18 protein-coding genes are annotated in these 23,971 nt (G+C 71.4%); 6 read left to right on the top strand and 12 right to left on the bottom strand.

What is annotated here, in order from left to right:
• Positions 1–44: 44 nt before the first annotated feature.
• Positions 45–365 carry a hypothetical protein gene (locus tag PZB77_RS27150; RefSeq protein ID WP_275495255.1) on the bottom strand — a complete coding sequence of 107 codons (321 nt, stop codon included), beginning with the start codon at positions 363–365 and terminating at the stop codon, positions 45–47.
• Between the two features lie 296 nt (positions 366–661).
• The gene (locus tag PZB77_RS27145) at positions 662–1,492 is read right to left on the bottom strand and encodes a DUF429 domain-containing protein (protein ID WP_275495253.1); all 831 of its coding nucleotides are present in this window, start codon (positions 1,490–1,492) and stop codon (positions 662–664) included.
• 1,228 nt (positions 1,493–2,720) lie between these two features.
• On the opposite strand from PZB77_RS27145, the gene PZB77_RS27140 reads away from it, so the two are divergent.
• The 4 genes from PZB77_RS27140 (at position 2,721) to PZB77_RS27125 (ending at position 11,461) form a co-directional block, all read left to right on the top strand.
• On the top strand, positions 2,721–4,253 hold the full coding sequence (locus PZB77_RS27140) for an endo-1,4-beta-xylanase (RefSeq protein WP_275495252.1): 1,533 nt from the start codon (positions 2,721–2,723) through the stop codon (positions 4,251–4,253).
• A gap of 163 nt (positions 4,254–4,416) precedes the next feature.
• Positions 4,417–7,173, top strand: coding sequence for a glycoside hydrolase family 48 protein (locus PZB77_RS27135; RefSeq protein ID WP_275496238.1), 2,757 nt, complete (start codon positions 4,417–4,419; stop codon positions 7,171–7,173).
• Positions 7,174–7,474: 301 nt separating this feature from the next.
• Positions 7,475–9,877, top strand: a complete 2,403-nt coding sequence (locus PZB77_RS27130; RefSeq protein WP_275495251.1) for a glycoside hydrolase family 6 protein — start codon at positions 7,475–7,477, stop codon at positions 9,875–9,877.
• 381 nt (positions 9,878–10,258) lie between these two features.
• Positions 10,259–11,461, top strand: a complete 1,203-nt coding sequence (locus PZB77_RS27125) for a PP2C family protein-serine/threonine phosphatase (RefSeq protein ID WP_275495250.1) — start codon at positions 10,259–10,261, stop codon at positions 11,459–11,461.
• A 254-nt stretch (positions 11,462–11,715) separates the two neighbouring features.
• On the opposite strand, the gene PZB77_RS27120 is transcribed toward PZB77_RS27125, so the two are convergent.
• Positions 11,716–13,095, bottom strand: coding sequence for a peptidase C39 family protein (locus PZB77_RS27120; RefSeq protein WP_275495249.1), 1,380 nt, complete (start codon positions 13,093–13,095; stop codon positions 11,716–11,718).
• Positions 13,096–13,335: 240 nt separating this feature from the next.
• Between PZB77_RS27120 and PZB77_RS27115 the strand changes: the two genes are divergently transcribed.
• Both PZB77_RS27115 and PZB77_RS27110 read left to right on the top strand, forming a co-directional pair.
• The gene (locus PZB77_RS27115) at positions 13,336–13,965 is read left to right on the top strand and encodes a hypothetical protein (protein ID WP_275495248.1); all 630 of its coding nucleotides are present in this window, start codon (positions 13,336–13,338) and stop codon (positions 13,963–13,965) included.
• A 347-nt stretch (positions 13,966–14,312) separates the two neighbouring features.
• On the top strand, positions 14,313–16,220 hold the full coding sequence (locus PZB77_RS27110; RefSeq protein WP_275495246.1) for an AAA family ATPase: 1,908 nt from the start codon (positions 14,313–14,315) through the stop codon (positions 16,218–16,220).
• 50 nt (positions 16,221–16,270) lie between these two features.
• Here the strand turns inward: PZB77_RS27110 and PZB77_RS27105 are convergent, their stop codons facing one another.
• The 9 genes from PZB77_RS27105 to PZB77_RS27065 form a co-directional block, all read right to left on the bottom strand.
• Positions 16,271–17,380, bottom strand: a complete 1,110-nt coding sequence (locus PZB77_RS27105; protein ID WP_275495244.1) for a hemolysin family protein — start codon at positions 17,378–17,380, stop codon at positions 16,271–16,273.
• A complete protein-coding gene (locus tag PZB77_RS27100; RefSeq protein ID WP_275495243.1) occupies positions 17,377–18,774 on the bottom strand; it encodes a hemolysin family protein in 1,398 nt (465 codons plus the stop codon). Before PZB77_RS27100 ends, PZB77_RS27105 begins: the two co-directional genes overlap by 4 nt.
• 281 nt (positions 18,775–19,055) lie before the next feature.
• Entirely contained in the window at positions 19,056–19,520 is a 465-nt protein-coding gene (locus PZB77_RS27095; RefSeq protein ID WP_275495242.1) for a PH domain-containing protein, read from the bottom strand.
• Positions 19,521–19,569: 49 nt separating this feature from the next.
• Entirely contained in the window at positions 19,570–20,418 is an 849-nt protein-coding gene (gene hisG / locus PZB77_RS27090) for an ATP phosphoribosyltransferase (protein WP_275495241.1), read from the bottom strand.
• 98 nt (positions 20,419–20,516) lie between these two features.
• Positions 20,517–20,789, bottom strand: coding sequence for a phosphoribosyl-ATP diphosphatase (locus PZB77_RS27085; RefSeq protein ID WP_266702246.1), 273 nt, complete (start codon positions 20,787–20,789; stop codon positions 20,517–20,519).
• A gap of 34 nt (positions 20,790–20,823) precedes the next feature.
• Positions 20,824–21,309 (bottom strand): 6,7-dimethyl-8-ribityllumazine synthase, encoded by a 486-nt coding sequence (gene ribH, locus PZB77_RS27080; RefSeq protein ID WP_275495240.1) that lies wholly within the window; start codon positions 21,307–21,309, stop codon positions 20,824–20,826.
• A gap of 45 nt (positions 21,310–21,354) precedes the next feature.
• A complete protein-coding gene (locus PZB77_RS27075; protein WP_275495239.1) occupies positions 21,355–22,641 on the bottom strand; it encodes a bifunctional 3,4-dihydroxy-2-butanone-4-phosphate synthase/GTP cyclohydrolase II in 1,287 nt (428 codons plus the stop codon).
• Positions 22,638–23,282 (bottom strand): nicotinamide mononucleotide transporter family protein, encoded by a 645-nt coding sequence (locus tag PZB77_RS27070; protein ID WP_275495238.1) that lies wholly within the window; start codon positions 23,280–23,282, stop codon positions 22,638–22,640. The genes PZB77_RS27075 and PZB77_RS27070 overlap by 4 nt, the downstream gene beginning before the upstream one ends.
• Positions 23,279–23,908 carry a riboflavin synthase gene (locus tag PZB77_RS27065; RefSeq protein WP_275495237.1) on the bottom strand — a complete coding sequence of 210 codons (630 nt, stop codon included), beginning with the start codon at positions 23,906–23,908 and terminating at the stop codon, positions 23,279–23,281. Before PZB77_RS27065 ends, PZB77_RS27070 begins: the two co-directional genes overlap by 4 nt.
• Positions 23,909–23,971: the final 63 nt, after the last annotated feature.

Below are 23,971 nucleotides of genomic sequence, written 5' to 3'. Positions count from 1 at the left end.
CCGACGGGCTCGGTGGGCATGGGTTTCCCGGAGTGGCAGGGCCTTCAGTCGCGCGTCCAGGCCGGCGGATCGGCAGTGATCAGCGAAATTCTCCTCGAACGCGGCGGCTTTCGAGGACGGGATGTCATGGAGCCTGGCTGCCTGTCGAAGGTCCGGACCGCTTCGGCGGCGTCCGGCCCGGTGACCTCGAAGTCTAGGGCGCCCGTGACGTCGGCGGCCCGTGCGGAGTCTTCGATACTCAAGGCGGCCGGATCGACGTCCGCCGGCGACCGTTCTCCGCTCCACAGACCCAGGTAACCACCGTCGATGATCACGAGAGTTCCGGACGGGCAATTGATGGTCCCCAGTTCGAACATCTCTTCCATGGCGCGCGAGTCTATGGCCTCCCGAAACGCCTTCCTCCGGGCGGGCGGCCCGTGGACGGTCAGTGAAGCCTCCGCATCGCGCGGACAGGGAGTGCGCCACGTCGACGAGGACGTCCGGCATGACGGGCAGACCGTGACGGCCGTACGGAAGTGCGGCAGCTCCTCCCCGTCGGTGACGGTGACCTCCGCTGCTTCGGCGGGTGACAAGGGCCGACCGGACCAGCGGTACGGTCCGCCCTCCCGCGCGACCGCGGCGTTCTCTGGCCGCTTCCGACAGCGGCGCCCCCGCCGCCGTATCAGAAACCGTTCCGCACGGCGGCGAGCGGCAGGCCCCGTACGGGCAGGTGCATCCACCCCTCCACGGCCGCCAGCTCACGCTCCTCGGCGGTGGCGGGCGGATGGGTCATCCCGCACGCCGCGGCCCGCGCGACGACCGCGGAGATCAGGGCGTCCAGATCGTGGTCGCTGCGCGTGCACCGGTCGCGCTCCCGCTCGCGGATGTCGATGCCCAGACCGTCGACGAGGCCGGCGAGGATGGCGGCGCGCGCGAGGAGGGCGGCGGGCTTCGAGTTCTTGTAGCTGTCCTCGCTCGCCAGGCCCCACTGGATCAGGGCGAACGCCGGGTAGACCTCCACGACGGAGCCGGAGCCGTCCCGCGGAATGGCGGGGCCCTCCTCCGCCAGGCGGTCCAGCAGATCCACCGCGCGCATGGCGACGATGCCCAGCTTGTCGGCGGCGACCGAGAGAGGGCGCCGTCTCCCCGCCCCGGTGCGCTTCCATGCCACGTCGTCGGTCAGACGGTGGGTGAACCGCCCCAGCCCTTCACGACCGTCCGAATGCGGTGCGTACCGGCTCCGCACCGGCAACTCCGTGCCGGCCCGATGGGCGGCGAGCAGGGACGTGAAGGCGACCGGCCAGCCGATCGGCGAGTCCAGACCTGTCTTGTCCGCGGTCCGGACCGCCGCCAGCAGATCGTCGTCGCTCCGGGCGTCGAGGATGTCGACGACCGGCCGTTCCGCCCAGGTGATGCGGCAGACCCCGGTCGTACCGGTGTAGCCGGCCAGGTCGATGCCGACCGTCACCATGGGCGGGTCCGCCACGGTCCTGGTCCGGCCGCTCGCAGCCATCTACCGCTCCCTCCCTCCGGACATCGGTTCCCACGGCCCCCACCGTCCCACCCCGGACACGGGCCCAGGGTCCGATACACCGGCTCCGCCTGCTATCGACCCTCAACGCCCTTGCGGGCAACAGGTGTTGGCAGCGGCCGTTCTCAACTCTCACTCGAGTCGGGCCATTCGCCGGCCGGGCCGGCAGGCATCCGGGAGGTGGTACGGCAGGCCTCCGGAACGTGGTACGGCATGACGCGGTGACACAGCCTACGGGGTCCGCCGCCGCTCACACGGCGAACACTCGACGCGTTCGGGATCAGCAGCGGCACCGTGGTTCCACAGGCATCGGCTTTGTCGCCGCAAACTCTCACATCACCTTCCGCCATCGCGACGGAGCGGGTCGGCGTTCCGCCGGACGACGTCGAATCCATGGCCGAACCCACGGTCGAGACCGCGGCCGAGGCCGTTGCCGCCCGGCACGCATGCACGTGGCAGCCCGCACCCCCGGCCGCCCGCAGCGCCAGAGCACCTCCCGCCCGTACGGTACCCATCACCTCGCCCTTCCTCCCCCCACGAAGCGGCCGCCGTCCATCCGCGGGAGGACCGGACACCCACCGCGCATCCCCATGTCCGCACTCGGGGAGGAGTCGATGGGTACGACTCCGGCGTCGCGCGCACCTCCGCCGCCCGGCCACCCGTTCGACCGGCCGTGCACGCCTCTCGATGCGCAACAGCGAACACTCACCCGCTCTCGTCCCGCCCCCGGGGCCGATCCCCCACCCCGCCAATCGGAGGTCGCGCCTCCGCCCATCGCGGGCGGAGGCGAGAGACAGCGCGGGCGGAAGCGCGGGGCAGCGCGGCGCCTCGTTCCGGCACACGAACGCAGCCGGCCACAGGGCGACGGCCACATCTCCCCCCAGGCGCTCTTCCCGTGGGCCAAAAAGCCTCCCACCGGCAGGTTCTGCCGCCGCCGACGCGTTCGGCGCCCCCCTCGCCGCCCGCCAACAGCACCTGTGGGAGCGCCCGTTCAACGTGTGGTCGCGTTAACGCGCTGGAAAGCCAGTTGTGATTTAAGTCTTGACAGGTGCGCATCACCGCGCCACCTTGGGAGCGCTCCCACACCCAGTACCTGCACAGTCCACCTCACCCCCCTCTTCCCCACCCCACCGGGTGGAGAAGAGGGCGTGGCACGGCGCGGAAGCGCCCGGCCACGCTCCATGCTGCCCGGCAGAGGAAGGCGTTTGCCATGAGCTCGGTGACGCGCTGCAGACACAGCCGCTCCGGAGGACTACCGGCCCTCCTGGTCGGAGCCATGACCCTCGCCCTCGCCCTGGCGGGCGGACCGGCGACCGCTGCCCAGCCGGGCACGCTCCACGAACTCGCCACCGCGAAGGGCAGGTACTTCGGCTCCGCGACGGACAACTCCGAGCTGGCCGATGCCGCCTACGCGGCCACCCTCGGGTCCGAGTTCGGACAGATCACCCCCGGCAACTCCATGAAGTGGGACACCACCGAGCCCGTCCAGGGCCAGTTCGACTTCGCCAAGGGCGATGTGATCACCGATTTCGCGGCGCGGCACGACCAGACCGTGCGCGGCCACACCCTCGTCTGGCACAGCCAGTTGCCGAACTGGGTCAGCGCCCTGCCGGCGACCCAGGTCGAAGCGGCGATGACCCGTCACATCACCGAGGAGGCCTCGCACTACCGCGGCGCGGTCACCGCCTGGGACGTCGTGAACGAGCCGTTCAACGAGGACGGGACCTTCCGCAGCAGTCCCTTCTACGACGCCTTGGGCACCGGCTACATCGCCACCGCTCTGCGCGCCGCCCACGCCGCCGACCCGGACGCCAAGTTGTACCTCAACGACTACAACATCGAGGGACTCGGCGCGAAGAGCGACGCCATGTACGCCCTGGTCCGCGACCTGCTCGACGAGGGCGTGCCGCTCGACGGGGTCGGGATGCAGGCGCACCTGGCCGTGCAGTACGGCTTCCCGTACCAGATGCAGGCGAACATGAAGCGGTTCGCCGACCTCGGACTCGACGTGGCCGTCACGGAGCTCGACGTCCGTATGCAACTTCCCGCCGATGCGGCGAAGGCCGCCACGCAGTCCACGTACTACCGGCAAGTGGTCGAGGCCTGCCTGGCGGTGGAGCGCTGTGTCGGCGTCACGATCTGGGACTACACGGACAAGTACTCCTGGGTCCCGAGCACCTTCCCCGGCCAGGGTGCGGCCAATCTGTACGACGAGAACCTGCTGCCGAAGGCCGCCTACGCCGCCGTACGCACCGCTCTGGGCGGCGAAGACGGCGGCGGCGACGGCGAGCCCGGGACGCTCACCGCGCAGTACCGGAACAACGACCGGTCGGTCGGCGACAACCAGGTGAAACCCGGACTCCAGCTGGTGAACTCCGGCACGACGCCGGTCAGCCTCTCGGACGTGACGCTCCGGTACTGGTTCACCTCCGGCAACGGCGCCTCCACCTACCACACATGGTGCGACTGGTCGCCGATCGGCTGCTCCACCGTGACGCACCGGGTGGTCGCCATGGGTACCCCGAAGGCCGGCGCCGACCACTACCTGGAGGTGGGTTTCGGCAGCGGCAGCCTCGCCCCGGGCGCCACGACGGGCGAGATCCAGCTGCGGCTGAACAAGACGGACTGGTCCGCCTTCGACGAGTCGGACGACTACAGCCACGGCACCGGCACCTCGTACGCGGACGCCCCGAAGGTCGCCGTCTACGTGGGCGGCGAGCAGGTCTGGGGTCTCGCCCCCTGACCCCCGGCCGCCCCGGCCGCCCGCTCGCTCACCCCGCTTCCCCGCTCCACCTCCTTCTCCCCTGCCTTCCCCTTCTGCGCCCACCTTCCCCCCAACGACGCCCGCCGGCGGAGGATTTGTGTCGATTTCACGGAGAACGTTCAGTAGTGCCCTGGGCGGCAGCCTGCTCGCCGCCGGTATGGCACAGGGCATCGCCGTCGCCAAGCCCGCCTCGCAGACGGCCGGCACCACTGCCGGTGCGGCTGCGGCCGACGACCCGTACACCCAGGCCTTCCTGACCCAGTACGGCAAGATCAAGGCTGCGGCCAACGGTTACTTCAGCCCGGGCGGACTGCCCTACCACTCGGTCGAGACCCTGATGGTCGAAGCCCCCGACCACGGTCACCAGACCACGTCGGAAGCGGTCAGCTTCTGGATGTGGCTGGAGGCCGCGTACGGCAGGGTGACCGGGAACTGGGCTCCCTTCAACGCGGCCTGGGCCGTGGCGGAGAAGACCATCATCCCCCAGCACGCGGACCAGTCGACCGCCGACTCCTACAACCCGTCGGCTCCCGCGACCTACGCCCCGGAGCACCCGCTGCCCAGCGGCTACCCCTCTGCCCTGAACGGCACGGTCAAGTCCGGCGCGGACCCTCTCGCCACCGAACTCGCCTCGTCCTACGGGACGATGGACGTCTACGGCATGCACTGGCTGATGGACCTGGACAACGTCTACGGTTACGGCAACAAGCCGGGCACCGGTGGCGAGTCCGGGCCGGGCGCCGGGGCTTCCTTCATCAACACCTACCAGCGCGGTGCGCAGGAGTCGGTGTGGGAGACGGTCCCGCAGCCCACGACGGACCTGTTCAAGTACGGCGGCCCCAACGGATACCTCGATCTCTTCGTCGGCGACTCCAGCTACGCCAAGCAGTGGAAGTACACCAACGCGCCGGACGCCGACGCCCGCGCGGTGCAGGCCGCCTACTGGGCGTACCGCTGGGCCACGGCCCAGGGCAAGGCGAGCGAGGTCGCGGGTTCGCTCGCGAAGGCTGCCAAGATGGGCGACTACCTCCGGTACGCCATGTTCGACAAGTACTTCAAGCGGGTCGGCGACTGCACCGACCCGGTCTCCTGCCCGGCCGCCTCCGGCCGTGACTCGCAGCACTACCTGTTGTCCTGGTACTACGCGTGGGGAGGTGCCGCGGCCGGCAGCGGCGGCGGATGGGCCTGGCGCATCGGCGACAGCGCTTCCCACCAGGGCTATCAGAACCCGCTGGCGGCCTGGGCGCTCTCCAACGTCCCCGCGCTGACTCCCAAGTCGGCCACGGCCAGGGGCGACTGGTCCAAGAGCCTGACCCGGCAGCTGGAGTTCCTGACCTGGCTGCAGTCGAGCGAGGGAGCCTTCGCGGGCGGCTGCACCAACAGCTGGGAGGGGAGTTACGGCAAGCCGCCGGCCGGTACGCCGACCTTCTACGGCATGGCGTACGACTGGCAGCCGGTCTACCACGACCCGGCGAGCAACAACTGGTTCGGCTTCCAGGCGTGGGGCATGGAGCGCCTCGCGGCGTACTACCACGAGACCGGCAACGCGTCCGCGAAGGCCGTGCTCTCCAAGTGGGTCGCATGGGCCTCGTCCGAGACGACGGTGGGCGCCGACGGCAGCTTCCGCTTCCCCTCCACGCTCAACTGGTCGGGCCAGCCGGACACCTGGAACGCGGCGTCCCCCGGAGCCAACGCGGGTCTGCACGTCACGGTGCTGGACTACGCCAACGACGTCGGTGTGGGCGCCGCGTACGTCAAGACCCTCACCTACTACGCCGCCAAGTCCGGCGACAAGAACGCGGCGGCACTCGCCAAGGCGCTGCTGGACGCGATGGCGCTGAACGCCACCTCCAAGGGCATCTCGGTGCCGGAGACCCGGCGCGACTACAACCGGTTCGACGACGAGGTGTACATCCCCGCCGGCTGGTCGGGCAAGATGCCGAACGGCGACCCCGTCAAGCCGGGTTCGACCTTCATCAGCATCCGCAGCTGGTACAAGAACGACCCGGACTGGCCGAAGGTGCAGGCCTACCTGGACGGCGGCGCCGCGCCCACGTTCACCTACCACCGCTTCTGGGCGCAGGCGGCGCTCGCCCTGGCCTTCGCGATCTACGCGGAGCTGCTGGTGGAGGGCGGCAGCGTGCCCAGTGGGGACACCCAGGCGCCGACGATCCCGGCCGGGCTCACCGTGACGGCGACGACCGCCAACAGCGTCTCGCTCTCCTGGACCGCGGCCACCGACAACGTCGCCGTGACCGGCTACGACGTCTACCGCAACGGGGTCCTCGCGGGGAACGCGACCACCACGGCGTTCACGGACCCGGGTCTCGCCGCTGCGACCGTGTACAGCTACACGGTCGCCGCCCGGGACGCGCGCGGCAACACCTCGCCCCTGTCGGCGGCGGTCACCGCCACCACGAAGACGGGCGGCTCGACCGGCACCGGGGCGGTCAAGGTCCAGTACAAGAACACCGACTCCTCCGCCACCGACAACCAGATCAGGCTGGCCCTCCAGGTGGTCAACACGGGCAGCGCTCCGATCGACCTGTCGACGGTGAAGCTGCGGTACTGGTTCTCCTCCGACGGCGGTGCGAGCACCTTCGGCACGTACTGCGACTACGCCGCGCTCGGCTCGTCCACCATCACCCACGCGGTGGTGGCCCTCTCCCCTGCGAAGACGGGCGCCGACCGCTACCTGGAAGTCGGTTTCACCGGCGGTGCGGGCACCCTGGCCGCCGGCGCGTCGACGGGCGAGATCCAGCTGCGGATCAACAAGAGCGACTGGTCCAACTTCAACGAGAGCAACCACTACAGCCGCGGTACCAACACCGGGTACGCGGACTCGTCCAAGGTCGGCGCCTACGTCGCCGGCGCCCTCGCCTGGGGGACCGCCCCGTGATCCACCGCCCGGGGGCCGACCGCGCGGCGGAACACCGCCACCGCGCCCCCGCACCGTGACCGGCCACTGAGCCGCCGGCCACCCACCCACTCCCGATGGCGGGTCACCCACCGCCCCGCGGTACCCGCCATCGGGTAGCACCACCGTCCCCCAGCACCACGACCCACCGCAGGCCCCGTCCTCACCGACGGCGGCCCGACGGGAGCAGTCGGCCCCGACCAGGCGGGCCGCTCCCGATCGACACCCCCGAACCCGTCCGCGGGGCGCACCCGCAGGCGTACGAAAGGAACACGGAGCCGCAATGAGTAGCAGAGGCACCACCAAGCACGGGCTGCGCCGGAGACTGGCCGCAGTCTCCGCCCTGGCCATGGGCGCGGCGCTGGCCGTCGCCGTCCCCGCCCCCGCATCGGCCGCGGCGGCGGCACGGGTCGACAACCCCTACGTGGGTGCGACCGCGTACGTGAACCCGGACTGGTCCGCCAAGGCGGCGGCCGAACCGGGCGGCGCCGCCATCGCCAACACGCCGGCCTTCGTCTGGATGGACCGCATCGCGGCCATCGAGGGCTCCGCCACGGCGAGGAGCCTGCGGGGGCACCTCGACACGGCGCTGGCCCAGGGCGCGAACCTGTTCCAGGTCGTCATCTACGACCTGCCGGGACGGGACTGCGCCGCGCTGGCCTCCAACGGTGAACTCGGTCCCACCGAGCTCGACCGCTACAAGAACGAGTACATCGACCCGATCTCGGACATCCTCGCCGACCCGGCCTACGCGAGCCTGCGCATCGTCACGATCATCGAGCCCGACTCGCTGCCCAACATCGTCACCAACGCGGGCGGCACGGCGGGTTCGACCGACGCCTGCGCGACGATGAAGGCGAACGGCAACTACGAGAAGGGCGTCGGCTACGCGCTGCACACCCTGGGCGCCATTCCCAACGTCTACAACTACATCGACGCCGCGCACCACGGCTGGCTGGGTTGGGACAGCAACATGGGCCCGGCCGTGACGGAGTTCAAGAAGGCCGCCACGTCCGAGGGCGCCACGGTCAACGACGTCTCGGGCTTCATCGTCAACACGGCCAACTACTCGGCTCTCAAGGAGCCGAACATCAAGGTCACCGACTCGGTGAACGGCACCACGGTGCGCCAGTCCAAGTGGGTCGACTGGAACTACTACGTCGACGAGCTGTCGTTCGCCCAGGCGCTGCGCACCCAGCTGGTGGGCCAGGGCTTCAACTCCAACATCGGCATGCTGATCGACACGGCCCGCAACGGCTGGGGCGGCACCGCGCGTCCCACCGCCCCCGGTCCGCTGACCAGTGTGGACGCCTATGTGGACGGCGGCCGGGTCGACCGGCGCATCCACGCGGGCAACTGGTGCAACCAGAGCGGCGCCGGCATCGGCGAGCGTCCCACCGCCGCCCCGGAGCCGGGCATCGACGCGTACGTCTGGGCCAAGCCCCCGGGCGAGTCGGACGGCAACAGCGCCCCCGTCGCGAACGACGAGGGCAAGGGCTTCGACCGGATGTGCGACCCGACGTACACCGGTAACGGCCGCAACGGCAACAGCATGACCGGCGCCCTGCCGAACTCCCCGCTCGCGGGCCACTGGTTCTCCGCGCAGTTCCAGGAGCTCGTGCGCAACGCCTACCCGCCGATCACCGGCGGTGGCACCACCGACACGCAGGCGCCGACCGCTCCGACGGCCCTGACGTCCACGGCGAAGACCAGCAGCAGCGTCTCGCTCTCCTGGACCGCGTCGACCGACAACACCGCCGTGACCGGCTACGACATCTTCCGCGGCGGCGTCAAGGTCGGCTCCTCCACCACCACCTCCTACAGCGACACGGGCCTGACCGCCTCGACCGCCTACAGCTACACGGTCAAGGCCAAGGACGCCGCCGGTAACGTCTCGGCCGCCTCCAGCGCCCTCTCCGTCACCACCTCCGCGGGCGGCGGCACCACCGACACCCAGGCGCCGACCGCTCCGACGGCCCTGACGTCCACGGCGAAGACCAGCAGCAGCGTCTCGCTCTCCTGGACCGCGTCGACCGACAACACCGCCGTGACCGGCTACGACATCTTCCGCGGCGGCGTCAAGGTCGGCTCCTCCACCACCACCTCCTACAGCGACACGGGCCTGACCGCCTCGACCGCCTACAGCTACACGGTCAAGGCCAAGGACGCCGCCGGTAACGTCTCGGCCGCCTCCAGCGCCCTCTCCGTCACCACCTCCGCGGGCGGCGGCACCGGGACGGGGTCGCTCAAGGTCCAGTACAAGAACACGGACTCCTCCGCCACCGACAACCAGATCCGGATGTCGCTCCAGCTGGTCAACACCGGCACCACCGCGGTGAACCTGTCCACGGTGAAGCTGCGCTACTGGTTCACCCCCGAGGCGGGTGCCTCCACCTTCGGCACCGCGTGCGACTACGCGGTCATCGGCTGCGGCTCCGTGAACCTCGGTGTCACGGCCGGCGGTTCGGCGGCCGGCGCCAGCCACTACCTGGAGGTCGGCTTCGGCAGCGGCACCCTGGCGGCCGGTGCCTCCACCGGTGAGATCCAGCTCCGTCTGAACAAGAGCGACTGGTCCAACTTCAGCGAGGCGGACGACTACAGCCGCTCGACCAACACCTCCTTCGCCGACGCGGCGAAGGTCGGCGCCTACGTGGCCGGCACGCTCTCCTGGGGCACCGCCCCCTGATCCCGCCACCCACTCCCCCGCTCCCCCGCTCCCCCGCCACCGTGACGCGGTGACGGATCCGGACCGAGGTTCCCTGTGACACCGCCCCCTGCCGGACGACCGGCAGGGGGCGGTGTCGTGTTCCCCACACGGGTGACGACGGGGTGGCCATGGGCCGACGCGGGCGAGCAGGTCACCAGGGGTGCGAGGGTCCACGGCTCCCCGAGGAGGGACCGCGGTCACTGCCCGGAGAGTGGGAGACTGGGCAGACCATTGCCCTGGTGGCCCCCGCCGGGGGCCCGTCGCACCGGTACGGCTCCTTCGGACTGAGTCCCGTGTGATCTCCGCGGCACATGCGTCGATTCGCGGACCCTTGTGGTCGTGCACCTGTGGGGACAAGAGATGTCGGAAGAGTGGAACGTCGCGCGGTCGCTGACCGGGCTGCTGGAGGCCAGTCACACGGCCCCCTTCGAGCGGTTGCCCCGCTTGCTCGACTCCGCGGCGAAGGAGGCCGGTGCGGGAGGGGCCCGGTTGTTCGTGGCGGATCTCCAGGAGGAGGTGCTGCGCGAGGTCACCGGCATCGGTCTGAGCGCAGGCGAGGAGGGCGAGGAGTTCCGGATCGAAGGAACGCTGCCGGGCCGTGCCTACCAGATCGCCGAAGTCGTCGCGTCCGCGCGTGGCGGGGCGTGCTGGGTGCCGGTGCGGGACGGCGCCGAACGCCTGGGGGTCCTGCAGATCGTGCCAGGTCCCCGCGACGGGGGCAGGCCCGACGACGAGGTGATGCGGGCGCTGGCGTCGGTGGCGGGGCTGCTGCTGGTTTCCAAGCGGGCCAACAGCGACTCCCACGCCCGGCTGATCCGCACCCGGCCGATGGGGATACCGGCGGAACTGCAGTGGAGCATGATGCCGCCGCGCACCTTCTCCGACCGGCGGGTCACGGTCAGCGCCTTCATGGAACCGGCCTACCAGGTGGCGGGGGACGCCTACGAGTACGCGGTGGCCGACGACGTCCTGCACCTGGCGGTCTTCGACGCGATGGGCCACGACACCTCCGCCGGCCTGACCGCGGCCCTGGCGATGGCCACCTGCCGCAGCCACCGCCGCGCCGGGGCGACCATCCCCGACGCCAGCGCAGCCATCGAGGACACCCTGGTCGAGCAGTTCGGGCACAGCCGCTACGCCACCGGTATCCTCGCCGACCTGGAACTGGACACCGGCAAGTTCAGCTGGGTCAACCGCGGTCACCTGCCACCGGTGCTGATCCGCGGCGGCCGCTGGGCCAGTACGCTCCACTGTCCGCCTGCCGGACCGATGGGCTGCGGGTTCAACCTGCCCATCAAGCAGTGCACCGAACAGTTGGAGCCCGGCGACCGGCTGCTGCTGTTCACCGACGGCATCACCGAAGCCCGCGGCACGGACGGCCGTGAGTTCGGTGTGGAGCGCTTCACCGACTTCATCATCCGCCACCACGCCGACAACCTGCCGGTCGACGAGACCCTGCGCCGTCTCATGCACGCCGTCATGGAGTACCACCAGGGACAGCTGGACGACGACGCCACCGTCCTGTTCTGCGAATGGAACGGTGCGGACACCTCGGCGGAGTGAAGCGGCCGGACCGGGTGTCGGACACCCGCCCCGGACAGCGGCTTCCCGAGGGGGACGCACGTCGACGACGTGGTCCGGCCCGACCGTTCGCGGCCACCCCTCACCTTGACGAGCGGTGGCCCGCTCCACGGGGTGACCCGATGGGTTCGGGCACCGCTCGCCCAAGGTGACGGTGGACCCCTACGGCCGACTCACGGGGGACGGGCGCGACCGCCGCCGTCGCGCCGTCGGAGCGGCCGCGGGACCTCACATGCTCACGCCAGTCCGAGGGACTTCAGAACGCGGCGCTGGGCGGCAGACGGATCGGCCGGCCAGTAGAGGTAGCAGACCCCGCCCGTGCCGCTCCTGACCTTGCCGGCCGCGTCGTACCGCTTGGTCCGGAGCCAGATGTTCTCCCACTCCGCGCGGGCGTAGACCCGGCGCACCGCGTCGTTGTCCTTGGAGGCCGGGTCGTTGGCGACGACGTCGCCGTCCTCGGTGAAGCCGATCACCGTCATCAGGTGGCCCGAGGTGCCGTACCCGGCGCCCGTCAGCTCCTCCTTGAGGAAGGACTGCGAGGTGATGACCGGGATGCCGGCCCGGACGAGGTTCTCCACGTCGGTGAGGGAGCCGAGCCGGGTGACGGCGGAGGACATGTCCCGGTAGGTGGCGGCGTAGGCGGCGTTGAAAGGCCAGTTGCCGCAGCCGTCGTACTGGTAGTCGAAGGTGTAGCGCGCCGCGTGGCAGATCTGGGGGTCGGCGAGGCCGGGCTTGACCCAGGCGAGCTGTTCCGCCGTGGGCTTGCGGCCCCAGTACTCGATGATCATCTGCGAGGAGGTGGGGCTGCACCATGCCTCGCCGCCGTTGTCGTACTCGGGGTACTCCCCCGCGTGGAGGTTCTGGGAGTAGCGGGGCACCGCGAGTTCGTGGCCGCTGCCGGCGCCGGGGGTGCTCGCCGGGACGGTGAAGCGGTCCGGGACGTCCGAGGCCATGGCGCCGACACGCCACACCGTCGGGGTGAGGCGGGTGCCGGGCGTGCGGTGGAGGGTGAGGCGCAGCCGGTAGTGGGTCAGGCGCAGGCCGCTCGCCGCGTCGTCGACCGAGAAGGTGTCGGTCCAGACGGAGCTCTTGCCGTCCGTCTGGTCGTCCACCGAGGTGCGGCGGATGTCCGTGTCCCCCGCCGCCCAGCGGCCCATCACGTACCAGGGGGTCTCGGTGCCGTCGGAGTAGCGGCCGAGGAGTTCGATCTGGATCCAGGTGCCGTCGGGGGTGTCGGCGTTCCAGGAGGCGATCACCTCGGTGGCCGGTACGGCGCTGCGGTGCGCCGGTGAGGTCCAGGTGGCGTACTCCCAGGCGGCGGTGGTCCCGGTGTGCGGGTCGGTGTGGTCGGTGGTGCCGGCGGGGGCGCCGATCACCAGGCCCGGCCTGTGGCCGGCGACGGCCCGGGTGCCGGCGGCGGAGCCGGAGCGCCAGTCGGTGTACGTGGTCCAGAAGTGGTTGTCCACAGCGCTCTCCGGGGCCCTGGTGGGACGGGCACCGGGGCGGGAGGCGGAGCCCGCGGCGGCGGAGGCGGGTCCGGCGGAGGCCACCGCGGAAGTGGCGGCGACGGCCGCGAGGGCGGCGAGGACGGTCCTGCGGTTGGTCGGTCCGGTCATGGTCGGAACTCCCGGGTCGGGGGCGGGCGAGGGTGCGCAGCGGGTGCGGGGCGCGGGTACGACGGCGATCAGTGCGCCAACTATCGCGGGTCCCGCCCCCGCCGGGCCAGTGATTCGCCCCGCGCGGACGGAGCAACATGGGACTGGACCACTGGCGTGACCTGCGGCGGCTTCCGTGGGGCCGGGTGGGGTCCGGCCCCGACCCGGACCGGTCTCTCCCGGGCCCCGTACCCTGGGGGGATGAACGACCTGGCCGGGCGTGCCCGCGGCCTCCTCTCCCTCCCGCCGTCCTGCGGTCCGGTACGGCTCGTGGCGATCGACGGGCACGCGGGTTCGGGGAAGAGCACCCTGGCGACCCGGCTCGCCGAGGCTCTGGGCGGCGCTCCTCTGCTCCGGCTGGACGATCTGGCCACCCACGCGGAGTTGTTCGCGTGGACGGACCGGCTGCGCGAGCAGGTGCTGCGGCCGCTCTCGCGCGGGGAGCCGGCGCGGTACGCCCCCTACGACTGGACCGCCCGGCGGTTCGGGCCGCCCCGTACCCTGGCGCCCGCTCCGGTGGTGCTGATCGAGGGGGTGGGGGCCGGACGCCGTCTCCTGCGGTCCCGGCTGGCCGCGTTGTGGTGGATGGAGATGGACCGCGACACGTCCTGGGAGCGCGGCCGGCGGCGGGACGGGGCGGCACTGCGCGGTTTCTGGGACGGCTGGACGGTCGCGGAGGAACGGCACTTCGCCGAAGACCCCTCCCGGCCGTACGCGGATGCGCTGGTACGCCAGGTGTCCGAGGGATACGAGTGGCTGGACGGGCCCCGGGTGGCTGCGGCCGCGCCCCGGAATCTCACGGAGGGTGAAGGCGGCAGGTCATCCGGTTGAGGCACTGGAAATCGCCAGGCGCATGTTCCAACTCGGCTTGACCGGCGGGGCTTACAGGTCTTACGTTCTCAATGTGAGGCTTTTCGGAGCCCTCCCAGGACACGAAGCCCCCGGTTGTTCCCCCGTGATCGGGGGCTTCGTTCTGTCCACCGCTCCCCCGCACGCGCACCACACGGACCCCTTCCTTCACCGTCCGTCACGAACGGCACCGTTCCCGTGTCCTTCCGCGCTGGGTACGATCTCCGACGACTCGGTCAATTCCCTTCCGCGAAACGGTGATTCGGAACGCCTTCGTGGGCATGCTGTGCGGGCGGGACATCCTGGGGCACAGTCGTGTGGGGGACCTGATGGACATCGGCACGCAGGGCGCGCACGCCCCTGCCGAACTGGCCTGGCTGCGGGGAGTGGACGCCTACACCATGGGCGCGTACCCCCATGCCGAGGAGGAATTCCGGGCCGCGGTACGGCTCGATCCCGGCATGGCGGACGGCTGGCTGGGCCTCCACGCGCTGCGGATCGACACCACCACCGCCCTGCTGAACATGTACCGGTACCGCGACCGCTTCGGCGAACAGCGCACCCGGCACAAACGCACGCTCAACTCCTGGTACTGGCTCGGCTGGTGGGTGCAGCCCGTCCTGGAGACTCCGCGCGAGCTGCTGCTGGCCCACGCCTCGCACTGGCTGGACGGTCGCCACGTGCCAGAGCTGGACCGGGCGCTGGCCGGGCTCGGGCCGGTCGACACGGACGCCCAGGTGCGCTTCCTGCACGCGTGCCGGGCCTACCTCGCCAAGGACTGGGAGCAGTTGGTCCGTTGTACCGAGCGGCTCGTCGACGATCCGCTGCTCGGGATCGAAGCGCGTCTCTTCGGCGGTATGGCCCGGGTCCGGCTGGAGATGTACGGGCAGGCCGAGCCCTTGCTCTCCGCGGCCCTGATGCGCTGTCGCAGTGAGCAGCCGCAGCGCAAGGAGCTGCGGTACTGGCTGGCGCGGGCGCACGAGGGGACCGGGCGCAGCGCAGCGGCGCTGCCCCTGTACCGGGCGGTGCACCGGGTGGACCCCTCGTTCATGGACACCTCGGCCCGGCTGGCGGCCATCACCGATCACGACGCGTTCGACGAGCCGGCCGGACTCGCCCCGGCCGCCCTGAGCGGTTACGGCACGGACGAGGTCGGCGCCGAGTCCCAGCCGGAGGGCGACGCGCTGCTCGGGACGGATCGGGGGGACGGCCGCGATCCCTGGCTGGGCGGCGAGCAGCTCGGGCCGGTCTCCCCCGTGGCCACGGCCGCCCCGGAGGGTGCGCGTGTCAAACGCGCCGGCCCCGGCCGCACGGGGCGTACGGTGCTGCCCGCCGGGCCGAGCGATCCGGCCCTGCTGGCCGAGGCGCTGGCCGAGCTGGAGCGGATGGTCGGGCTGGATCCGGTCAAGCGGCAGGTGAAGGCGCTCTCCGCACAGCTGAACATGGCGCGGCTGCGGGCCGAGCAGGGGCTCCCCGTCCAGCCGCCCAAGCGGCACTTCGTGTTCTCCGGCCCCTCGGGTACGGGGAAGACGACGGTGGCCCGCATCCTGGGCCGGGTCTTCTACGCCTTGGGTCTGCTGGGGGGCGACCACCTGGTGGAGGCCCAGCGCTCCGACCTGGTGGGCGAGTTCCTCGGTCAGACCGCGGTCAAGGCCAACGAGCTGATCGACTCGGCGCTGGGCGGGGTGCTCTTCGTGGACGAGGCGTACAGCCTCGCCAACTCCGGTTACAGCAAGGGCGACGCCTACGGCGACGAGGCGCTCCAGGTCCTGTTGAAGCGGGCCGAGGACAACCGCGACCATCTCGTGGTCATCCTCGCCGGCTATCCGGAGGGCATGGACCGGTTGCTGGCCGCCAACCCGGGGCTCTCCTCGCGGTTCACCAGCCGGGTCGACTTCCCGAGCTACCGGCCGCTCGAACTCACCGCGATCGGCGGGGTCCTGGCCGCCGCCGACGGCGACCGCTGGGACGAGGAGGCGCTGGACGAGCTCCGCAGCATCAGCGGTCACGTCGTCGAGCAGGGGTGGATCGACGAACTGGGCAACGGCCGTTTCCTGCGCACCCTGTACGAGAAGAGCTGCGCCTACCGCGACCTGAGGCTCTCCGGGTACGCCGCGACCCCGACGCGGGACGATCTGGCGACGCTGCGGCTGCCGGACCTCATGCAGGCGTACGGCGAGGTGCTCTCCGGCCGGGGACCGGTGGGACGGGGCCCGACGGAGGCACCCGGCGCGTGAGGCAGGTACGCCGGACGGGCCCGGGTCCCGGGTCCGTCCGGCGTACCCCGTCAGCCGATGTCGGCCATGGCCTTCGGCTCGTGCGGCAGGTGCCCGGGGGGCACGTCGACCGTCCGGCGCGGTACGGACACCCGGTGGGCGGGGTCGCGGACCTCGCCCACCAGCGTCTCCAGCACGTCCTCCAGGGCGACGAGTCCGAGGACCTTGCCCTGCGCGTCGGCGACCTGGGCGAGATGGGTCGCCGCCCGTCGCATCACGGTCAGGGCGTCGTCGAGCGGGAGCTCGGCCCGTACGGTCGCCATCGGGCGCCAGACCTGCTGGGGCACGGCGCGCTCGCCGTCCTCCAGGTCGAGGACGTCCTTGACGTGCAGGTAGCCCATGAACGGGCCGCCGCGCTCGGCGCGGACCGGGAAGCGCGAGAAGCCGGTCCGTACGGTGAGCTCCTCGATCCGGCGCGGGGTGACGGACGGGTCGACCGTCACCAGCGAGGCGTTGTCCAGGAGCACGTCGGTGACGAGCCGGCTGCCGAGCTCCAGGGCGTCTTCCAGACGTTCCTGTGCCTCCGGCTCCAGCAGTCCGGCCTGACCGGAGTCCTCCACCAGGCGGTTGAGCTGTTCGCTGGTGAAGACGGCCTCGACCTCGTCCCTGGGCTCGACCCGGAAGAGCTTCAGCACCAGCCGGGCGCAGGCGCCGAGCGCCGCGGTGACCGGGCGGCAGAGGCGGGCGAAGCCCACCAGGGTGGGGCTGAGCCAGAGCGCGGTCTTCTCCGGGGCGGCCATCGCGAGGTTCTTGGGGACCATCTCGCCGATGACGAGGTGGAGCACGACCACGAAGACGAGGGCGAGGGCGTAGCCGAGGGGGTGGACGAGGCCCTCGGGCACGTGTGCCGCGTGGAAGAGGGGTTCCAAGAGATGGGCGACGGTCGGCTCGGCGACGGCGCCCAGGGTGAGGGAGCAGACGGTGATGCCGAACTGTGCGGCGGCCATCATCTGCGGGAGGTTCTCCAGGCCGTACAGCACCTGGCGGGCGCGGGCCGACCCGCTCGCGGCGAGCGGTTCGACCTGGCTGCGGCGGACCGAGACGAGCGCGAACTCGGCGCCGACGAAGAAGCCGTTCGCCAGGACGAGCAGTCCGGCGAAGACCAGTTGGAGCAGGCTCATCGGGTGGCCTCCTGCAGGGTCCGGCCGGGGGCCGCGGAGCGGGCGTCGTCCGGGAGGTGCGTACCGTCCGGCTGTCCGGACACGTCCGCCGTGCGGACGAAGCGGACCTGTTCGGCGCGGTAGTGGCCCACTTGGCGGACGGCGAGCCGCCAGCCGGGCAGTTCGGTGCGGTCGCCGGGGGCCGGGATGCGTCCGAGCAGGTCGGCGACGAGTCCGGCGACGGTCTCGTACGGCCCGTCGGGCACGTCGAGGCCTATCCGGCGCAGGCTCAGGACACGGCAGCTGCCGTCGGCGTCCCACGCGGGGCGGCCGTCCTCGCCGGTGACGGGGACCAGCTCGGGCCGGTCGGCGCCTTCGCCGTCGTGCTCGTCGCGGACCTCGCCGACGAGCTCCTCGATGATGTCCTCCAGCGTGACGACCCCGGCGGTACCGCCGTACTCGTCGACGACGACGGCTATCGGCTGCTCGTTGCGGAGCCGCTGGAGCAGTTGTTCGACGGGCAGCGACTCGGGGACCAGCAGCGGCGGTACGGCGATCCGGCCGGCCGGCGTGCGCAGCCGGTCGGCGGCCGGGACCGCGAGGGCGTCCTTGAGGTGGACCATGCCGACGACCTCGTCGATACGTTCCCGGTAGACCGGGAAGCGGGAGAGGCCGGTGGCGCGGGTCAGGTTGAGGACGTCGGCGGCGGTGGCGGACGACTGGAGGGCGCTGACCCGGACCCTGGGGGTCATGACGTGCTGGGCGGTGAGGCCGCCGAGCGACAGGGTCCGTACGAAGAGGTCGGCGGTGTCCTGTTCCAGGGTGCCGGCCTCCGCGGAGTGCCGGGCCAGCGAAACCAGCTCGCCGGGCGTGCGTGCGGAGGCGAGTTCGTCGGTGGGCTCGACGCCCAGCAGACGGACCAGCCGGTTGGCGAGCGTGTTCAGCGCCGTGATCACCGGGCGGAGCGCGGTGGTGAAGCGGCGCTGGGGGCCCGCCACGAACCGGGCGACCTGGAGGGGCTTGGAGACGGCCCAGTTCTTGGGCACCAGCTCGCCGATGACCATCTGCACGGCGGAGGCGAGCAGCATGCCGATCACCACGCTGACGGTGGGCACGGCCCCGGAGGGCAGGCCCGTGGCGGTGAGCGGTCCGGTGAAGAGCTGGGCGAGCGCGGGTTCGGCGAGCATGCCGACGACCAGCGAGGTGATGGTGATGCCGAGCTGGGTGCCGGAGAGCTGGAAGGAGAGTTCGCGCAGCGCCTCGACGACGGTGCGCGCGCGCCGGTCGCCTTCGTCGGCCGCGCGTTCGGCCTCGGGTCGCTCGACGGTGACGAGGCCGAACTCGGCCGCCACGAAGAACCCGTTGGCCAGGATGAGAAGGAATGCCGCGATGAGCAGCAGCAGGGGGGTGGTCATGCCGCCGCCTCCGGGGAAGGGGCGGCGCAGATACTACCGGACGATCCGTCCATTGCTGGAAGGAGTCACTCCTCGGGTCGCAGGAAGAGCCCCGCCGGTCTGCGGACCGTATGGGCGGGGCGGGGCGCCACTCGGCGCCGCCGGACTCCAGAGTAGTCAACAATCGGCGCGTCCGGGCAGGGGGCTCACGGCCATCCGCCGGGCGCCCCGTGCACAACCGGGCGCGGTGCCCCCGCCGGTCGCACGCTTCGACCGCGGGCCCCGGGCGGGGTCCGCGCGCGTCAGCCCGCTTCGACGGCGGTGCCCCGCGACGCGACGAGGCCGCGGAGGGCTTCGGCGTCCTGGACGGCCCGCCGCTTGGAGAGACCGGGCTGGATGCCGAGCGCGGGCAGGCTGGTGCCGTCGCTGAGGCCGAGGAAGAGCCAGGGGTCTCCGACCCTCAGGTTGACCTGGAGGATCTGCTCCCAGGCGAGCCGGTGCGTCCGGGTGAGATTGACGACGGTCACCCCCTCCTCGTCGGCCGTGATCCTGGGCCGGGCGAGCAGGACCAGCACCCCGGAGAAGAGGGCGGCGAAGACGACGAACGTCACCCGGTCCCCCGGACCGAGGCTCTCCAGCATCAGTGCCACCACCGTGATGACGGCGAAGAGCGCCAGCGCGATGGCGAGCAGGACCAGCCGGGTGAGACCCGGCCGGAAGGTGACCGGGAGGGCGGGGGTTTCGGTCCGGGGAGCGGAAGCGGACATCGGATCCTTCTGTCCTCTACTCGGGTTCGGGTGCGGGCCCGGCCTGTCGTCAGAGCCGGCAGGCGTGGATGGCCGTGGTGAGGATGGCGCGGGCGCCGAGCTCGTACAGGTCGTCCATGATCCGCTGTGCCTCGCGGGAGGCGACCATGGAGCGGACGGCGACCCAGCCCTCGTGGTGCAGCGGGGAGACGGTCGGCGACTCCAGGCCGGGGGTGAGGGCGACCGCGCGCTCCAGGTGCTCGACGCGGCAGTCGTAGTCCATCATCACGTACGTCCGGGCCACCAGGACGCCCTGGAGGCGGCGGAGGAACTGCTGGACCTTGGGCTCCTCGGCGTCGGCGCCGGTGCGGCGGATGACGACGGCCTCGGACTTCATGATCGGCTCGCCGATCACCTCGAGCCCGGCGTTGCGCATGCTGGTGCCGGTCTCGACCACGTCGGCGATGACCTGGGCGACCCCGAGCTCGATGGCGGTCTCGACCGCGCCGTCGAGGTGGACGACGGAGGCGCTGACGCCGGCGTCGGCGAGGTGCTTGGCGACGATGCCCTCGTAGGAGGTGGCGATCGTCATCCCGTCGAAGTCCTGCGGGCCCTCGGCGGTCCCGGGCTTGGTGGCGTACCGGAAGGTCGAGCGGGCGAAGCCGAGCTGGAGGATCTCCTCGGCGTCGGCCCCGGAGTCGAGCAGCAGGTCGCGGCCGGTGATGCCGATGTCGAGACGGCCGGAGCTCACGTAGATCGCGATGTCCCGGGGCCGCAGGTAGAAGAACTCGACCTCGTTGACGGGGTCGACGAGGACGAGCTCCTTCGACTCCTTGCGCTGCTGGTAGCCGGCCTCATGGAGCATCGCCATCGCAGGCCCGGAGAGTGAACCCTTGTTGGGAACGGCGATGCGCAGCATGAGCTCGGGTTTCCTTCGTACGGAGGAGCGTGCGGACGGTTCTGCGGGCGTGCGGAGGCGCTGCCGGGGTGCGGCGGCGGTGTCGTGCGGGGCGGTGCTCAGAGGTGGGCGTAGACGTCGTCGAGGGAGATCCCGCGCGCGACCATCATCACCTGGACGTGGTAGAGCAGCTGCGAGATCTCCTCGGCGGCGGCTTCCTTGCCCTCGTACTCGGCGGCCATCCAGACCTCGGCGGCCTCCTCGACGACCTTCTTGCCGATGGCATGGACCCCCTTGCCCACCAGTTCGGCGGTGCGCGAGGTGGAGGGGTCGCCGTCCGCGGCCTTGAGCGTCAGCTCGGCGAAGAGTTCTTCGAAGGTTTTGTTGGCCATGATGGTCCCTAGAATACGGGGTCTTCGGCCGCCCTCAGCGCCAGGGTTCGCTGACGCTGCGCAGCGTGGTGGCGGTGGCGACGGCGGCGGTGACCGCTTCGTGGCCCTTGTCCTCCGCGGACCCTTCCAGGCCGGCCCGGTCCAGCGCCTGCTCCTCGGTGTCGCAGGTGAGGACGCCGAATCCGACGGGGACGCCGGTGTCGACGGTGACCTGGGTGAGGCCGACGGTGACGCCCTGGGAGACGTACTCGAAGTGCGGGGTACCGCCGCGGATGATCACGCCGAGGGCGACGACCGCGTCGTAGCCGCGTCCGGCGAGGACCTTGGCGACGACCGGGAGCTCGAAGCTGCCCGGGACGCGCAGCAGGGTCGGCTCCTGGATGCCGAGTTCGCCGAGCGCGCGCAGGGCGCCGTCGACGAGTCCGTCCATGACCTTCTCGTGCCACTGGGCGGCGACGACCGCCACGCGGAGGTCCTCGCAGTTGCTCACGGACAGTTCGGGTGCGCCCTTGCCGCTCATGTCTCTCCCTTTTCCGTCACTCTGGTCGGTGGGGTGGTGGTGGGTCTACTGGTTGCCGCAGGTCGAGGCCGGCACGCCGTCGAGCCAGGGCAGGTCGTGCCCCATCCGGTCGCGCTTGGTGCGCAGGTAGCCGAGGTTGTGCTCGCCGGCCTGGACGGGCATCGGCTCGCGGCCGTTGACGACGAGTCCGTGCCGGACCACCGCGGCCGTCTTGTCGGGGTTGTTGGTCATCAACCGCAGGCTGCGCACCCCGAGGTCCTCGAGGATCTGCGCACCGGCGGCGTAGTCGCGGGCGTCGGCGGGCAGGCCGAGTTCCAGGTTGGCGTCGAGGGTGTCGGAGCCGCGCTCCTGGAGTTCGTACGCGCGCAGTTTCTGGAGCAGGCCGATGCCCCGGCCCTCGTGGCCGCGGAGGTAGACGACGACGCCCCGGCCCTCGGCGGTCACCCGCTCCATGGAGGCCTGCAACTGGGGGCCGCAGTCGCAGCGCTGGGACTGGAAGATGTCACCGGTGAGGCACTCGGAGTGGATGCGGACGAGGACGTCCGCTCCGTCGCCGAGGTCGCCGTGGACCAGGGCGACGTGCTCGACGCCGTCGGTGAGGGAACGGTAGCCGTGGGCGGTGAAGTCGCCGAAGGCCGTCGGCAGCCGCACCTCGGCCTCGCGCCGGACGGTCGGTTCGGCGCGGCGGCGGTACGCGATCAAGTCCTCGATGGAGATGATCGTCAGCCCGTGCTTGCGGGCGAACGGCACGAGTTCGGGCAGCCGCAGCATGACGCCGTCCTCGCCCGCGATCTCGACGATCGCGCCGACCGGACGCAGACCGGCCAGCCGGGCGAGGTCGACGGCGGCCTCGGTGTGGCCGTTGCGGACGAGTACGCCGCCGGCGCGGGCGCGCAGCGGGAAGACGTGGCCGGGCCGGACGAAGTCGCCGGGGCCGGCCGTGCCGCCGGCGAGCATCCGCAGGGTGGTGGCGCGGTCGGCGGCGGAGATGCCGGTGGTGACGCCGTAAGCGGCGGAGGCGTCCACGGAGACGGTGAAGGCGGTCTTCATCGACTCGGTGTTGTGCTCGACCATCTGCGGGAGTTCGAGCCGCTCCAGCTCGTCGTTCTCCATGGGTGCGCAGATCAGGCCGCGGCACTCGCTCATCATGAAGGCGATGACCTCGGGGGTGGCCTTCTCGGCCGCGATGACGAGGTCGCCCTCGTTCTCGCGGTCCTCGTCGTCGACGACCACCACGGGGCGGCCCGCGGCGATGTCACGGATCGCCTGCTCGACGGGGTCGAGCGCGAGGTCACGCTCGTGGTGCTGCGGGTTGGTGGACCGGGCGGTCATGCGGCGGCTCCTTCCAGACCGGGGGTGCGCGTACGCAGCCACCAGTCGCGCATGCCCCACAGGACCAGGGCCCCGTAGATGACGTAGACGAATCCGGAGAAGGCGAAGCCGTTGGCGAAGTTCAGCGGGACGCCGACCAGGTCCACCAGCAGCCAGGCGAACCAGAACTCGACCATGCCGCGCGCCTGGGCGTACATCGCGACGATGGTGCCGACGAAGACGTACGCGTCCGGCCACGGGTCCCAGGACAGCTCGGGGAAGGCGGTGAACAGGCCGCCGACGGCGAGGGTGCCGACGACCGCGCCCGCGGCCAGCACGCCGCGTTCGCGCCAGGTGGCGAACCGTACGGCTATGGAACCGTCCTGGGCCCGCTGCGTGCCGCGGGTCCAGGAGTACCAGCCGAGCAGCGAGACGACGATGACCACGAGCTGCTTGCCGGCGCTGCCCGAGAGGTGGGCGGAGGCGAAGGCGAAGAGCAGGATCGCGCCGGACAGCAGCTGGGCGGGCCAGGTCCAGACGGAACGCTTCCAGCCGAGCGCCAGGGCGGCCAGGCCGATCGTGTTGCCGATCATGTCCGACCACTTGATGTGCTGGTCGAGGAGGGTGAAGGCCTCGGAGTTGAGCCAGTCGGCGGGATTCACCGCGCTCCCTCCCCGTCCGCGTCGCGCTGGTTCTCCACACGGTCGCCGAGCAGGCGCTCGACGTACTTGGCGAGCACGTCCACCTCCAGGTTGACCGGGTCGCCGGGCTGCTTGAGGCCGAGCGTGGTCAACGCGAGCGTGGTGGGGATGAGGCTGACGGTGAAGTGGTCGGGCGCGGCGTCGACGACGGTCAGGCTCACCCCGTCGACGGTGATCGAGCCCTTCTCCACGACGTACCGGGCGAGTTCGGCGGGGAGTGAGACCTTGACGATCTCCCAGTGCTCCGACGGGGTTCGGGCGACGATGTGACCGGTGCCGTCCACGTGGCCCTGCACGAGGTGGCCGCCGAGCCGTCCGCCGAGCGCCATCGGACGCTCCAGGTTGACCCGGGAGCCCGCGGTGAGTGCGCCGAGACTGGAGCGGTTGAGCGTCTCGGCCATGACGTCGGCGGTGAACTCGTGCTCGCCGGTCTCCACGACGGTCAGGCAGACACCGTTGACGGCGATGGAGTCACCGTGCTTGGCGCCCTCGGTGACGACGGGGCCGCGCAGCCGGAAGCGGGAGGCGTCGTCGAGCTTCTCGACGGCGGTGACCTCGCCCAGTTCTTCGACAATTCCGGTGAACACTAGTTTCCCTTCCGAGCGGTGGAAGCCGCGGGGGCGGTGGTGCGGACGAGGGTGGTTCGGAGG

The sequence above is a fragment of the Streptomyces sp. AM 2-1-1 genome (assembly GCF_029167645.1).
GTDB lineage: Bacteria > Actinomycetota > Actinomycetes > Streptomycetales > Streptomycetaceae > Streptomyces.
Note: the sequence above shows the minus strand (reverse complement) of the source record. Positions and strands in the feature narration are given on the sequence as shown.